A 13,373-nucleotide genomic window follows, 5' to 3' on the forward strand; every position below is an offset into this window, starting at 1 on the left:
TGCATGATAATAACGCATCATGTTTTCAACAAATCCCGTAGGGATGCCATGATTATCGACATGTGTTTTCTTCCCTCTCTCCTTGATTCTTATATTCAAAAAAAATCTGTAAATTGTAGTAGTGATAAAAACGCAATTAAAACAGATGTTATGAGTACAGAAAATCAATTGACCAATTTTAATTTTTTCCAACCTTTAGAAATTCGTTGGAACGATATGGATGCCTTGGGGCATGTAAATAATGTGTTTTACATGGAATACTTCCAAATTGGAAGGGGATACTATATGAATGCCGTCAGTCCGAGTTGGGATTGGATGAAAAATATGTTTGTAATCGCTCATATTGAATGTGATTTTCAGAAAGAACTGCGGCTAGACGCTAAAAACCCTCAGATAGGATTGCGGATATCGCGCTTGGGAAACAAGAGTTTTGATATTGCATATATAGTGGTGAGTAAGGGAAGGGATGGAGAAACCATCGTTCATGCCACTGGTAGTAGTACACAGGTAATTATTGATATCGAATCGCATCAGTCTATTTCGGTACCCAATTGGTTGCGGGATGATATTTTTCGATTGGAAACCGGACTTGGTTCGTAAGGTGTTATTGGAAATACCGCAGTGAAGTTCGTTGAGATTTGAATTATTAGTCTGAAGGTGGAATATATACTGGTTTATTGTAGAGATCCTATAAAAAGGGAAAAGGCGGTTATTTTCTATGGAAAATAACCGCCTTTTCTGTATGTCATTTTTTGATTTATTTGTCAGATGAATTACAAGGCTAAACTGAGGTTGATAAAAATATTACGTCCGAGTCTCGGTATGTGGTTCCAATCGGCAAAGGTTGTATAGTTGGTATCTAATATGTTTTCAATTCCCGTTTTAAGGTTGAGGCTTTGCTTGCCAAATTGCCAAAGATATCCAGCATTGATATTAACTATGGCATAGGCGGCAGTGCGCTCTTCTCCATAAGTGGGGGCGAAATTACTTTTTAGAGCATTGCCTTGAAGTGCTAGCGCCGTATTAAAGCGTTCCTTTTTATACTGTAAACTGCTGGAATAGCTTAGGGGACTGATTAAAGGCAAATTGTTTTTGTCTGAATCCTGACCGTAGTGGTAATTGATGTTTCCGGTCCAGTTCCAGTGATCCGTAAATTGATAAGACAACATCCATTGAGCGGTAAAAATTTGTGCGTGATCTAGGGCTATATATCTTTTAACGCCATCAGCGCCTATGGTCATGGCGATAAAATCATCAACTGGTTTACCGATAATATAATCGCTTAAGTGGAAGAAAGACCCATTTAATTTTGATTTCCAACCGTTGTTTTCGTAGCTGATATATGCATTGGCTTCAAGTGATTTCTCATTTTTTAGATCTGGATTACCGATGTAATCATAGCGATCTGAACTGTTGAATAGATAAAAGCCATAGGCTTCGGAAACAGAAGGGGCCCGTAAACCGTAGGCCAAACCTCCACCGAATTTCCATTTTTTCCATTCGTTCTCATAATTGATAGCTATATTTCCTAAGAATCGATTCTTACGAGACTCCATGTTTGGATAAAAAATCTGCATGCTTTCCAAGGCTGTATTATTTTTGATTTCACTGGTTTGGTTGCCGAGGCTACCAGAAATATTTAGACTCTGACGCGCGTCAATTTGATAGAGATCTTTGATGAAAAGGCCGGTATAAAAAGTATGTACATCGGGCCAGGTATACATAAACATCGAAAGTTCATCGGGATTGTTTGGATACATAGTCATTTCGGCCAATGAAGTGTTTTGATAGGCATTTAATTGGGCGGTCCATTGGTGTTTGTCCAAGCTACCGTTTAATTTGGAATACAATCCATAGGTGGTGCTCCATCCCGGCATATCCATATGTATGGGTACAGCTGGGCGTTTGGTATCATCCATTCTATGGGTGATGGTATTGTAATATAGTTTGGTTTCCCAGTGATTTATAAATCCATCCTCAAAGTGACTCTCTAATTTTATTGAGGTTATCAAGGCTTCCGCCAAGGATACATCCATCGGTAATGCAGGATATCCCACATCGGTAGCTTTGTCATAAATAACGGCTGCCTCGATGCGCTGGTGAGGATTCAAAGCATATCCGAGATTGGAAGCTAAATTGAGCTTTTTATAAGAGGAATACAAAACTTCTTCATTACCGCCAGCTCTGTAATTATCGGCATTTCTATATAAAGCAGAGCCGTCAAAATACCAACGTGGAGCGCTGTGATGAAAGGCGCCACCTAGGATAAATTGTCTGTTATTGCTGTCATAACCCGACTGGATATCTGCGTTGTTTTGAGCTTCTTCAGAAAAACTCCCTTTTTTACTGACTAAATCCATACCTCCACCAATTGTTGGACCGTGTTGACTACCTTGCTGGCCCGATGTCAATCGAACCATCGACAAATTATTGATTTCGACATAGGAAGTTATGGGATCCATTTTGTCGGTGCAGGCATTGAAAATATGCATACCGTCAATGGTTAATGAGGTACGCTCCGTTGGCATACTGTTGATTAAGGGTTCCCAGGCATAGGCTCCTCGTTTTACTAAAGAAACATTTTGAAATTGTTCTAAGTAACTATCTAAAGTTGCCAGTGGTTTAAAGGCGACGGGTTTTGTCGATTGCAGGATGACAATTTCAGATAGGGATTCGGGTTGAAGGGTATCTGTGATGGTCTTTTGCCCAAAACTATTGAGGCAAAAGAACAGCGATACACTTAGGTATGATAAATGTTTTAAATGCTTCATTTTTGAGTGGTGTTAGAGCTCTTTGCTTTATGAATTAGCAAAGAACTCTTTTTAATGGGTTAAAATTCCAATTCAAAAAACAAACTACTAGATAACGTAGTGTCGTCTATGGTTTCTCCTTTGATAAGAGTGCCTGAATTATCTAGTAATTGCAAATTGATCTTCCAATATCCAGTCATAGTAAGAGATAATTTCCCATGATATAGCAGGTCACCTATCGATTGGGTTAAATGGACGTTGTTGGGAGAACTGTGATTTTGCATGCTAGGCATTCTAGGATCAATTTGAACTTTATATTGATTAACAATGGTGAAATTGTCCATAGATTCCATTTTAAACAGCGCCGTAGTCATATCATTAATCCCAATTTTTGGTGAATTTGGAGCGATTAAGGCGATCACATAATTTTTGTTGTCCGATCCTTTAAACGATTGGATTGTTTGATGTTTCGAAGGGAAAACATCCACTTTTTTAGAAACAACAACCTTTTGTCCGCGGTGTTCAAACTGAACTTCCAGTTCCCAGTAATTTTCATTTCCGTCGCTGGCCATTTGGAACATGAGATTACCTTCAAAAAGATTGGGCTTATTGTGGAAGGGTCTTAAGTTTAATACAGGTGCGCCATGTTGCATGGTTCCCATATGCATAGTAGTTTTCCAATTTGTAAAAGTAATTTCACTGTTGTCAGTAGTGGAGATAGCTTTGATCCGTGCAACTATTTGGTTAGAACCAACTTGGAGCTGTTTTTGGTTTTGACTGTATAATTCAACGCTGTACTGATTGGTAGACAAGTCTTGTATTTTATGCCAACCTTCTATAGGGTCAACTTCTGGGTTTACTGGATTGGAATCATCTGAACTGCAGGAAGCTAGTATTAAAATGCTGCATAGTAATAGGGATATTGATTTTATTTTTTTCATAATTTAGATCTTAATTAAATATAACAAAGCACTTCTCAATGGAGAAGAATTCAGGATTGCGATAATAAATTAGATAAAAACTGGTGGGCGAAATAAAAGGGATATCAGATCGAATTGATATAGTATTTGGTGGTAACTACTTGTTTTGGTGCTGATTATAGGGATTGAAGTCAGGGGGAAAATAACCTCTATATTTAAAGGTAAATGCAACCACTGAAAGGGGAAGGATATGCTTTTAGTAAGCGTGGATATAGCGTTGTTTTCTTCGGCAGTTTTAGCCAATTCTTTCTTTAAGAAACAGCTGCCGTTGCAATGCATTTCTGGGCGATCCCGGTTTACACAAAGCTCATTTTTGATATAGTCATAATGGAGAGCAAACCCCACTACAGGGAGTACGGGTTTAAAAACAAATACCAATAAGAGTAAGACTAAAAATGATTTCATTACACAGTATTTCTGATCGTATTATACGGATTAGTGTTTAAATAGTATAAAACTGCTGCTGCGTTAACAAACGCGAGTCATAAACGGATATTCTTAGGGTATCAGTTGTTTTAGTATGCATCTAGTTATACTCAAATATAGTTAAAAAAAAAGTTAGTGCCTAGGTGATATTTATAAAATTACGACATTTATATAAAAATTATTAAAAAATATATTTTAATTGTTATAAAAGTTAATAAAAATAACTTTGAGGTTTAAAAGTATAATTTTTTTGATAATTACAAGTCAGTAACTGTGAACTAAAAGCATGGTTATAGAACATTTTTATACGATTTACGGTAGAATACCGTTATGTAAGCAACAGGTTTTGTTACTTTGCGATTGAAATAATATGGGGCTTTAGCGGGCTGTTTTAAATAAAATTCGTTTGACAACAAAAATTAAAAAGGTAATTGTTGAATTAAGAGGTTGGTGCTCTATGGTAGTATTAGCTTTTTGCTGTGGTAGTGTAGACATGTATTCTCAGGTGGATTCGACTTATATTAAGCCGTTTCACTTTCAGTATTCGGCACGTGCCTTTGTTGCAAAAAATACTTTTTCTTTAAATATCGATACTGAGAATAGAAAGGGAATTACTTTTGAGCCCAACAATCCGGTGCTTTTAGGATTGGGTTTCTCTTGGAAAAACTCCTCGTTGAATTTCGGATATGGTTTTTCTTCAATGCGGGAAAAGGATAAGGGAAAGACAAAAACCTTGGACTTTCAATACCACCACTATGGAGAGCAGTGGATCTTGGATTTGTATGTATTGAACAACAAGGGTTTTTATAGGGAAGACAAAGATGTGGTGCATTTGTATCCAGATTTGCGAATCTCTTTGTTTGGTGCATTTTCACAATACGTATTTTCGGGTAATAAATTTTCTTTTGGAGCGGCCTTTGATCAAAATAAGCGACAGCTGCGTTCGGCAGGAAGTTGGTTACTAGGGGGGAATGTGTTTTATACGAGTATTAAAGGACAGCCGGCCGTTGATGATGCGTTTTATGGAGATGACAAGTGGAATATGCAATTAGGACCTAACGGTGGTTATGCCTATTCGTGGGTTTTTGCGCCCAATTTTTACCTAGCAGGGTCTTTTTCTATGGGCGTTAATGTCGGAATTGAAAAGGAAAAGGATCAACGTAAATTCAGTGTGAATCCGTTGTTGTTTGGTCGGGTGTCCGCCGGATACAATGGACCGGATTGGACCGTGAATATTTCGGCACTAAACAATAAGGTTTACGTGAAATACGGCGACGATTATCAGCGCAGTTTAGACCCGAGTCAATACAAGGTGACTTTTGTAAAGCGTTTTGATTTAAAAAAAGAGATCTCGTTTCTAAAAAGAGATTTGAGATTTCCGTCTTTTAAGAATTAGTTTATGACTGAGGGTCTTTGTAAAGAGGCAGGTGAAGCGATTTTTAAAATGTCTATTCTGCGAATACTTACACGGCTAAAACAAGGGGGCTTTAGCCCGGTGTTTTAAAATCTTAAAAACATAAATAGTGCCCGAACAAACGTCATTCAGATCAAAATCTATATATTTGTAAGAACACAAATATTTACAATGGAACTTAAATTACACAGACCGATTTGTTTTTTCGATTTAGAAACGACAGGAGTGGATGTAGCGAAAGACAGAATAGTTGAGATTTCAATACTCAAAGTGTTTCCTAATGGAAATAAAGAAAGCAGAACGTGGTTGGTTAATCCAGAGCGACCGATTCCCGCAGAAACTTCAGCCATACATGGTATTACTGATGAAAAAGTGGCTAATGAGCCTACTTTTAAACAGTTGGCGGCACAGGTATACAATATGATCAAAGATTCGGATCTAGCCGGTTTTAATTCGGACCGTTTTGACATTCCTTTGTTGGCGGAAGAATTGTTGCGTGCAGAGGTTGATTTTGATATGAAAAACCGTTTTTCTGTCGATATTCAGACTATTTTCCACAAAAAAGAAGAGCGTACGTTAAGTGCTGCATATCGATTTTATTGCGATCAAACGCTAGAGAATGCACACTCTGCCGAAGCGGATACCAATGCGACTTACGAGATTTTGAAAGCACAGCTGGATCGTTATGACGATTTGGAAAACGATATGAAATCGCTTTCAGAATATACAACTAGAAAAAAATCCGTGGATTTTGCTGGATTTATAGCTTTAAATGCAGAGGGTCAAGAAGTGTTTTCCTTTGGTAAGCACAAGGGAGCCTTGGTAGATGATATATTGGAACGAGAGCCCGGTTATTTTGGCTGGATTCAAAATGCCGATTTTCCTTTATATACCAAAAAAGTGTTGACGGCCATCAAATTGCGTAAATTGAACAATAAATTTCAATAGCCCCGATAGGAACGATATCCTTTTGCGGAACGATAGCGAAGCAAAAGATAAAGTGGATAGCGGGAAAAAGCTCCAAAAAATGAAAATAATTTGTATTGGTAGAAATTATCACGACCATATTTCAGAATTAAATAATGAAACTCCACAGGAGCCGATCTTGTTTTTAAAACCGGATACGGCCTTGTTGCCCAAAGAGCAAGTTTTTGCGATTCCTGATTTTTCGAATGACATACATTACGAGGCAGAGATCGTGGTTAAGATTAGTAAAGTGGGTAAATACATCGAACCTAAGTTTGCATCAAAATATTATGAATGGATCACCTTGGGAATCGATTTTACCGCTCGAGATATTCAAACAGAATTAAAAGCTAAGGGACTGCCATGGGAGAAGGCTAAGGCATTTGATAATTCTGCAGTAGTAGGAGCGTTTTTGCCTAAAGAGACATGGGAATCGGTGGATCAGATCGATTTTGCCATGGATATCAATCAGCAACGAGTTCAAACGGGAAACACCAGCCAGATGATTTGGAAAATTGATCAAATCATCGCATATGCCTCTCGTTTTTTTACACTGAAAACGGGGGATTTGATTTTTACTGGTACTCCAGTAGGAGTGGGTAAGGTGCATCCAGAGGACTTGTTGGAGGGATATGTAGGAGCGGAAAAAGTATTTACCATTCAAGTAAAATAATTATGGCGCTATATTACAATCTGGGATCTTTATATGAAAAATATCATAATGATGCCAATTTAGTCCAGGAGTATTTGATTGTTTTCTGTAAGGAGGCATCGAAAATGCTTAAAAAAATGAAGCTGGGAATCGAGGAAAAAAAACATGATGAGGTTCGGAAGTTGGTGTTAAAAATACAACCTAGTTTGGAGTTTTTAGGAATTGATGAAGCTTTTGATGAGGGAAGCAGTATTTTACTGTGGGCTGACAGTTGTGGTAAAAAGAAGGAAGTCAAGGAGATTTATAAGGTATTTAAATTGCATGTTAAAAACGCAACTAAAGAACTGAAAAAGGATTTTTCTATAGAGAAAAAACTGCGCTAATGAAAGCAACTATTATCACCATAGGCGATGAGATTTTGATCGGTCAAATCGTCGATACGAATTCGGCTTTTATCGCTAAAGAGTTAGATGGTTTGGGGTTTCAAATGGTTGAAATACTGACGGTTTCTGATGAGAAGGCGGCCATTGATACGGCTTTATTGCGACAGCTTGATCGCGTTGATTTGGTGGTGATAACTGGTGGATTAGGGCCGACAAAAGACGATGTAACCAAGAAGGTTTTTTGTGATTTTTTTGGAGACCATTTGATCGAAAATCAAAGTGTTTTAACTCATGTTACCGCCTTGATGGAACGCTATTATAAAAGACCGATTTCTGAGGTGAATAAACAACAGGCTTGGGTGCCTTCACAGGCTCATGTATTGTTGAATAGGGTGGGTACGGCACCGGGAATGTTGATGAAAAAAGGGCAAACCTATTTTGTGTCTTTACCTGGAGTGCCTTTTGAAATGAAAACCATCGTTGTAGAAGAATTGATCCCGTGGATAAAAAAACAATTTTCGGGATATCACATCGTACATAGAAATATAATTACCATCGGAATTGGTGAAAGTTTGTTGGCGGAATACTTGGAAAACTGGGAATCCAGCTTGCCAAAAGGTGTTTCACTGGCTTATTTACCAAGTCCAGGACGTGTTCGATTGCGTTTATCGACTTCTGGAAGTGATTTAGAAGCGTTGGAAAGCGTTTTGCAACAACAAATAAATCTACTCCCAGATGCCGTTATTACTTACATTAGTAGTTTCGAAGATGAATCTTTAGAAATTACTGTGGCAAAATTATTTGATAAGTCAAAAAAAACCATTTCTTTTGCAGAAAGTTGTACGGGCGGAAGATTGGCACAATTGTTTTCATCGATTCCCGGCTCATCTGCATTTTTTAAAGGGGGTATAGTTACGTATGCTACCGAGTCGAAAATTGATTTTCTTGGTGTTTCTGCTGAAACAATTGCTAAAAATTCCGTTGTTAGTGAACAAGTAGCAGTAGAGATGGCTCAAAAGGCCCGCCAAAAATTCAAATCGGATTATGCGATTGCAACTACAGGAAATGCGGGTCCCAGCAAAGGGGATTCTAATGCCGAAATCGGTACAGTTTTTATAGGGATTTCCACGCCGGAAAAGACTTTTGCAACCGAGTTTTTCTTTGGGCAACCACGAGAAAAGGTCGTTGAAGCAACCGTTTTAAAAGGCTTGGAGCTGATTTATAAGGAAATATTAAAAAATGTGTAAAAACATTTTGTTTAATACGTTTCTTTTTTGTTACTTTGCACCCTGATTTTGAATAATGAAATAAAAGATATAAATAATGTCAAGAGTTTGTGAAATTACTGGAAAGAGAGCAATGGTAGGAAACAATGTTTCCCACGCGATGAACAAAACTAAGAGAAAGTTTTCTGTTAACTTAGTTAAGAAACGTTTCTATATTGCTGAAGAAGACAGATGGGTTACATTAAAAATCTCTACATCTGCGTTAAAAACAATTAATAAAAATGGTATCACTGCTGTATTGAAAGATGCAAGAGCAAAAGGATTAATGAAATAATTAATTTAGACTACCTAAAAAAAATAGATCACAATGGCAAAGAAAGGTAACAGAATTCAAGTAATTTTAGAATGTACTGAGCATAAAGGAACTGGTCTTCCAGGAACTTCTAGATACATCACGACAAAAAACAAAAAAAATACTCCAGACAGATTAGAGATTAAGAAATTTAATCCTATCTTGAAGAAAGTAACTATTCACAAAGAAATTAAATAATTAGTAGTCATGGCAAAGAAAACCGTAGCAACTTTAAGAACCTCTTCAAAAAGGTTAACTAAAGCTATCAAAATGGTTAAATCTCCAAAAACAGGTGCTTATACTTTCACAGAAAGCGTTATGGCTCCGGAATTTGTAGATGATTTCTTGAAAAAGAAATAATTAATCGATAGAATCGACCTATACAGAAAGCTGCTTTTTTAAGCGGCTTTTTTGTGTTTATTATTAAGCCTATTCACACGCATCCGCGTATCAGCGTATCCGCTTATCCGCGAATAATTGGATTTGCTGACAAACAAATTCACTCTTTTAAAAAGGATATACTTAAATTCTTTATCTTTGTATTTCAAACATCTAATACCACTATGAGTTTTTTTAAAAGGTTGTTTTCTTCAGAGAAAAAAGAAACATTAGACAAGGGACTGGAAACTTCTAAATCGACTTTCTTTTCTAAATTGACTAAGGCGATTGCTGGTAAATCAAAAGTAGATGATGAAGTTTTAGATAATTTGGAAGAGATTTTGGTTTCTTCTGACGTTGGCGTAAATACGACACTTAAGATTATTGAAAGAATCGAAGGGCGTGTATCTAAAGATAAATATGTCGGTACAGACGCATTGAATCTGATCTTAAGAGAAGAGATTGCTTCTTTGTTGTCGGAGACTAAATCGGGTGAAGCTACGGAATTTGTTATACCAACAGATAAAAAACCGTATGTCATCATGGTTGTCGGTGTCAACGGTGTTGGAAAAACCACGACTATCGGAAAATTGGCTTACCAACTCAATAAGGCTGGATATAAAGTGGTCTTGGGTGCAGCAGATACTTTTAGAGCTGCGGCTATTGATCAGTTGCAAATTTGGGCTGATCGAGTAGGAGTGCCTATTGTTAAACAACAAATGGGAAGTGATCCGGCATCGGTTGCTTTTGATACCTTACAATCGGCAGTTACTCAAAATGCAGACGTAGTGATCATCGATACGGCTGGACGTTTACACAATAAAGTTAACTTAATGAACGAATTGTCCAAGGTAAAACGAGTAATGCAAAAGGTGGTTGCAGATGCACCACATGAAGTCTTATTGGTTTTGGATGGTTCTACCGGTCAGAATGCTTTCGAGCAGGCTAAGCAGTTTACTGCAGCTACTGAGGTGACTAGTTTGGCGGTGACCAAATTGGATGGTACCGCAAAAGGTGGTGTTGTTATTGGTATATCCGATCAGTTTCAGATTCCAGTAAAATATATTGGTGTCGGTGAGGGAATCGAAGACCTGCAAGTATTTAATAAATACGAATTTGTCGATTCGTTTTTTAAATAGAAAGACCCGCGTAAAATTTTATAGTTACCGTTTAAAATCAAGGAGTGCATCTAGACTGCGGTCTAGCATAAGTGCTCAAAAAGAAATTATACCTATACATGAGAAAAATATTCCTAACCGTACTTCCTGCTCTATTTTTAATGATCAGCTGTAATAAGACAATTTCAGAATCTGACATTAAACAATTAAATGGATATTGGGAAATCGAAAAGGCAGAAATGCCCGATGGAGAGATTAAAGAATACAAAATCAATACGATCGTAGATTATTTTGAGATCGAAAATAATAAGGGATTTCGTCAAAAGGCAATGCCACAAGTTAATGGAGAGTATTTGACTAATGAAGTTCAGGAAAGTATTGAAATAGTGGAAATAGATGGAAAGACTATTATGAAGTATCATACTGATTTTGCCGATTGGCAAGAGCAGTTGATTACGATCTCAAAAGACGAATTAGTAGTTCAGAATGAGCACGATATTAAATATTATTATAAACGTCCAATACCCTTTTCAAAAAAATAATGGCAAAGCGATTTAATGCAGATAAAAGATTAAGAGAAGAGAATTCGATTCAAGACGTTTTAAAGGTGATTATTAGAGGTAATAACCTCGAGGCTGGAATTGACAATATCGACGTAAGAGCCGCTTGGGTGAATCTTTTGGGACCGGGTATTGCCAGTTATACGACTGATGTTTTTCTAAAACGCGAAACTTTGTATGTGGCGTTGACGTCTCCAGTAGTTCGAGAGGAATTATCCTATGGAAAGGAAAAGATCATTAGAATGATCAATGAGGAATTGAAAAAAGAAGTCGTAAAAGATTTGATATTGAGATAAAAAAAAACTTCTGAGAAATCAGAAGTTTTTTTTTTTGCTTAGTGTTGGATTAGAATTGCTCTCTTCCTGCAAAGTGAAACGCTCCTTCGATAGCAGCATTTTCGTCACTGTCAGAACCGTGAACAGCATTCTCACCAATTGATTTAGCATATTTTTTACGGATAGTTCCCTCAGCTGCATCAGCAGGATTAGTAGCTCCGATTAATGTTCTAAAGTCTTCAACTGCGTTGTCTTTTTCTAAAATTGCCGCAACTATAGGGCCTCTTGACATGAATTCTACTAATTCACCATAGAAAGGTCTTTCGCTGTGAACTTCATAAAATTTTTGAGCATCAGCAACAGTAAGTTGTGTCAATTTTAATGCTACAATTTTAAAACCACCTTCTGTGATCATGTTTAAGATTCCTCCGATATGTCCTGCAGCTACTGCATCAGGCTTAATCATTGTAAATGTTCTGTTAGTTGCCATTTTTTTTAAATTTAATTGGGTACAAAAATAGTATTTTAACCGATTACTTTTACAGTAAGCACAAAAAAGCAATAAAAAAATAAATAGCTTTTAATAGGTTGTAAAATCGCGGTTAGTATGTCATATACTACAATTTACAAAATATGTTAGACATCTACAAATTATCAGCTTTTAACGGGCTAAATTTTTGCAAGTGATCTTCTATTTAATATCGAGTAGTCGTTTAGCCAAGTCAATCATTTCTGGATTTCCCGTATATTTTTTGCGTTCATCCGATAGTTTGACAACATCGATCCAATGCGCTCCCTCGGGAAATGCTTGTTTCATTTTGATAACAATATTCATGGCCGGTAGACCGACATCATTGGTGAAATCAGTGCCAATTCCAAAAGAAATACCGATTTTACCTTTGCAGTATTGGGCAATTCGCTCTACTTTTTCAGGGTTCAAACCGTCGGAAAAAATAATGAATTTTGACAGCGGATTAATTCCTAAACTCTGATAGTGTTTTATAGTCAAGTCTGCAAATTCCAGTGGATCTCCACTATCGTGACGAACTCCATCAAACAACTTTGCAAATTTTTTGTCAAACTGCTCAAAGAAAACAGCGCTGGTATAGGTGTCGGTTAAGGCAATGCCCAAATCACCGCGATAGGTGTCTACCCAATGTTCCAGCCCCATTGAATTGGCCATTTTAAAACCGTATTTGGCTGCGTGAAACATAAACCACTCATGAGCATGGGTGCCTATGGGCTTGGTGTTGTATTTCATCGCTAGATGCACGTTACTAGTTCCTATAAAAGTGCCTTCACCATATTTCTTTAAAGTTGCCACAACCAAATCGTGCACTTCGTAGGAATGTCTTCTACGGGTTCCGAATTCCGCAATCGTAATACCGAGTTTACGGTAATTTTCGATTTTCTCTTTAGCATGTGCAATAATGAGTTGATCGGATTCTCGTTTTTCGGACGACATCTTATAAAACAATTCACAAATGATAGACATCAAGGGAACCTCCCATAAGATGGTGCGATACCAGTAACCGGACAACGTCACTTCTAATTGAGTGCCCTCTTGTACAATATGTACTTCATTGGGATCATAACGGTATCCTTGAAGGAAATCCAAATAAGTGGGATCCAAATAGGGACACGTTTTTTGAAGGTAGTTTTTTTCGGTTGGCGTTAGTTTTAAATGCGCCATTTCGGCAACAGCACTTTTTAGACGCTCGGCAAAACCAATCGGAAATTGATGTTCACCGCGGTTGATGAAAACATAAGAAGCCTTCGCATACGGAAATTTCTTGATGCTTGCATGTTGCATCGTAAACTTGTAAAAATCATTGTCTAAAATAGAGTGAATGATTCTATCTGAAGATGAATTCATAGAAGAATAATTGATGA

General features: G+C 37.2%; 17 protein-coding genes. 12 read left to right on the forward strand and 5 right to left on the reverse strand.

Annotated features, from left to right (window positions below):
• Positions 1-150 precede the first annotated feature (150 nt).
• A complete protein-coding gene (locus tag L1275_RS11420) occupies positions 151-600 on the forward strand; it encodes a thioesterase family protein (protein ID WP_253473107.1) in 450 nt (149 codons plus the stop codon).
• Between the two features lie 173 nt (positions 601-773).
• Here L1275_RS11420 and L1275_RS11425 read toward each other — a convergent pair whose 3' ends face one another.
• The 3 genes from L1275_RS11425 to L1275_RS11435 form a co-directional block, all read right to left on the reverse strand.
• Positions 774-2,771, reverse strand: coding sequence for a TonB-dependent siderophore receptor (locus L1275_RS11425; RefSeq protein WP_253473109.1), 1,998 nt, complete (start codon positions 2,769-2,771; stop codon positions 774-776).
• 59 nt (positions 2,772-2,830) lie between these two features.
• On the reverse strand, positions 2,831-3,691 hold the full coding sequence (locus tag L1275_RS11430) for a hypothetical protein (protein WP_253473112.1): 861 nt from the start codon (positions 3,689-3,691) through the stop codon (positions 2,831-2,833).
• 69 nt (positions 3,692-3,760) lie between these two features.
• Positions 3,761-4,135, reverse strand: a complete 375-nt coding sequence (locus L1275_RS11435) for a hypothetical protein (RefSeq protein WP_253473115.1) — start codon at positions 4,133-4,135, stop codon at positions 3,761-3,763.
• 427 nt (positions 4,136-4,562) lie between these two features.
• On the opposite strand from L1275_RS11435, the gene L1275_RS11440 reads away from it, so the two are divergent.
• From L1275_RS11440 to L1275_RS11490, 11 genes are all read left to right on the forward strand, one after another.
• Entirely contained in the window at positions 4,563-5,552 is a 990-nt protein-coding gene (locus L1275_RS11440; RefSeq protein ID WP_253473118.1) for a DUF4421 family protein, read from the forward strand.
• A gap of 189 nt (positions 5,553-5,741) precedes the next feature.
• Entirely contained in the window at positions 5,742-6,518 is a 777-nt protein-coding gene (locus tag L1275_RS11445) for a 3'-5' exonuclease (protein WP_253473121.1), read from the forward strand.
• Positions 6,519-6,597: 79 nt separating this feature from the next.
• Positions 6,598-7,209, forward strand: a complete 612-nt coding sequence (locus tag L1275_RS11450) for a fumarylacetoacetate hydrolase family protein (RefSeq protein ID WP_253473124.1) — start codon at positions 6,598-6,600, stop codon at positions 7,207-7,209.
• A gap of 2 nt (positions 7,210-7,211) precedes the next feature.
• Positions 7,212-7,571, forward strand: a complete 360-nt coding sequence (locus tag L1275_RS11455) for a histidine kinase (protein ID WP_253473127.1) — start codon at positions 7,212-7,214, stop codon at positions 7,569-7,571.
• Positions 7,571-8,818 (forward strand): CinA family nicotinamide mononucleotide deamidase-related protein, encoded by a 1,248-nt coding sequence (locus L1275_RS11460; RefSeq protein WP_253473130.1) that lies wholly within the window; start codon positions 7,571-7,573, stop codon positions 8,816-8,818. The genes L1275_RS11455 and L1275_RS11460 overlap by 1 nt, the downstream gene beginning before the upstream one ends.
• A gap of 76 nt (positions 8,819-8,894) precedes the next feature.
• Complete coding sequence (rpmB, locus tag L1275_RS11465; RefSeq protein WP_253473133.1) at positions 8,895-9,131, forward strand: 50S ribosomal protein L28; 237 nt, start codon at positions 8,895-8,897, stop codon at positions 9,129-9,131.
• 33 nt (positions 9,132-9,164) lie between these two features.
• Positions 9,165-9,347, forward strand: coding sequence for a 50S ribosomal protein L33 (rpmG, locus tag L1275_RS11470; RefSeq protein ID WP_219294818.1), 183 nt, complete (start codon positions 9,165-9,167; stop codon positions 9,345-9,347).
• Positions 9,348-9,356: 9 nt separating this feature from the next.
• Positions 9,357-9,509: a DUF4295 domain-containing protein gene (locus tag L1275_RS11475; protein ID WP_253473137.1), complete on the forward strand. Its 153-nt coding sequence runs from the start codon at positions 9,357-9,359 to the stop codon at positions 9,507-9,509.
• 203 nt (positions 9,510-9,712) lie between these two features.
• Positions 9,713-10,666, forward strand: a complete 954-nt coding sequence (ftsY, locus tag L1275_RS11480; RefSeq protein WP_253473210.1) for a signal recognition particle-docking protein FtsY — start codon at positions 9,713-9,715, stop codon at positions 10,664-10,666.
• A 98-nt stretch (positions 10,667-10,764) separates the two neighbouring features.
• Complete coding sequence (locus tag L1275_RS11485; RefSeq protein WP_253473140.1) at positions 10,765-11,187, forward strand: hypothetical protein; 423 nt, start codon at positions 10,765-10,767, stop codon at positions 11,185-11,187.
• Positions 11,187-11,501: a DUF721 domain-containing protein gene (locus tag L1275_RS11490; protein ID WP_219294814.1), complete on the forward strand. Its 315-nt coding sequence runs from the start codon at positions 11,187-11,189 to the stop codon at positions 11,499-11,501. The genes L1275_RS11485 and L1275_RS11490 overlap by 1 nt, the downstream gene beginning before the upstream one ends.
• A 49-nt stretch (positions 11,502-11,550) precedes the next feature.
• Here L1275_RS11490 and L1275_RS11495 read toward each other — a convergent pair whose 3' ends face one another.
• Both L1275_RS11495 and pncB read right to left on the reverse strand, forming a co-directional pair.
• Entirely contained in the window at positions 11,551-11,970 is a 420-nt protein-coding gene (locus L1275_RS11495) for a nucleoside-diphosphate kinase (RefSeq protein ID WP_253473143.1), read from the reverse strand.
• Positions 11,971-12,171: 201 nt separating this feature from the next.
• Positions 12,172-13,356, reverse strand: coding sequence for a nicotinate phosphoribosyltransferase (gene pncB / locus L1275_RS11500; RefSeq protein ID WP_253473146.1), 1,185 nt, complete (start codon positions 13,354-13,356; stop codon positions 12,172-12,174).
• Between the last annotated feature and the right edge of the window lie 17 nt (positions 13,357-13,373).

The organism is Flavobacterium sp. HSC-61S13, from assembly GCF_024171535.1.
Lineage (GTDB): Bacteria > Bacteroidota > Bacteroidia > Flavobacteriales > Flavobacteriaceae > Flavobacterium.

Coding starts and splice junctions, on each gene's coding strand:
- L1275_RS11495 (WP_253473143.1), bottom strand. CDS start 11,970: ATGGCAACTAACAGAACATTTACAATGATTAAGCCTGATGCAGTAGCT.
- rpmB (WP_253473133.1), top strand. CDS start 8,895: ATGTCAAGAGTTTGTGAAATTACTGGAAAGAGAGCAATGGTAGGAAAC.
- L1275_RS11420 (WP_253473107.1), top strand. CDS start 151: ATGAGTACAGAAAATCAATTGACCAATTTTAATTTTTTCCAACCTTTA.
- L1275_RS11475 (WP_253473137.1), top strand. CDS start 9,357: ATGGCAAAGAAAACCGTAGCAACTTTAAGAACCTCTTCAAAAAGGTTA.
- L1275_RS11455 (WP_253473127.1), top strand. CDS start 7,212: ATGGCGCTATATTACAATCTGGGATCTTTATATGAAAAATATCATAAT.
- L1275_RS11435 (WP_253473115.1), bottom strand. CDS start 4,135: ATGAAATCATTTTTAGTCTTACTCTTATTGGTATTTGTTTTTAAACCC.
- L1275_RS11485 (WP_253473140.1), top strand. CDS start 10,765: ATGAGAAAAATATTCCTAACCGTACTTCCTGCTCTATTTTTAATGATC.
- rpmG (WP_219294818.1), top strand. CDS start 9,165: ATGGCAAAGAAAGGTAACAGAATTCAAGTAATTTTAGAATGTACTGAG.
- pncB (WP_253473146.1), bottom strand. CDS start 13,356: ATGAATTCATCTTCAGATAGAATCATTCACTCTATTTTAGACAATGAT.
- L1275_RS11445 (WP_253473121.1), top strand. CDS start 5,742: ATGGAACTTAAATTACACAGACCGATTTGTTTTTTCGATTTAGAAACG.
- L1275_RS11450 (WP_253473124.1), top strand. CDS start 6,598: ATGAAAATAATTTGTATTGGTAGAAATTATCACGACCATATTTCAGAA.
- L1275_RS11425 (WP_253473109.1), bottom strand. CDS start 2,771: ATGAAGCATTTAAAACATTTATCATACCTAAGTGTATCGCTGTTCTTT.
- L1275_RS11460 (WP_253473130.1), top strand. CDS start 7,571: ATGAAAGCAACTATTATCACCATAGGCGATGAGATTTTGATCGGTCAA.
- L1275_RS11490 (WP_219294814.1), top strand. CDS start 11,187: ATGGCAAAGCGATTTAATGCAGATAAAAGATTAAGAGAAGAGAATTCG.
- L1275_RS11430 (WP_253473112.1), bottom strand. CDS start 3,691: ATGAAAAAAATAAAATCAATATCCCTATTACTATGCAGCATTTTAATA.
- ftsY (WP_253473210.1), top strand. CDS start 9,713: ATGAGTTTTTTTAAAAGGTTGTTTTCTTCAGAGAAAAAAGAAACATTA.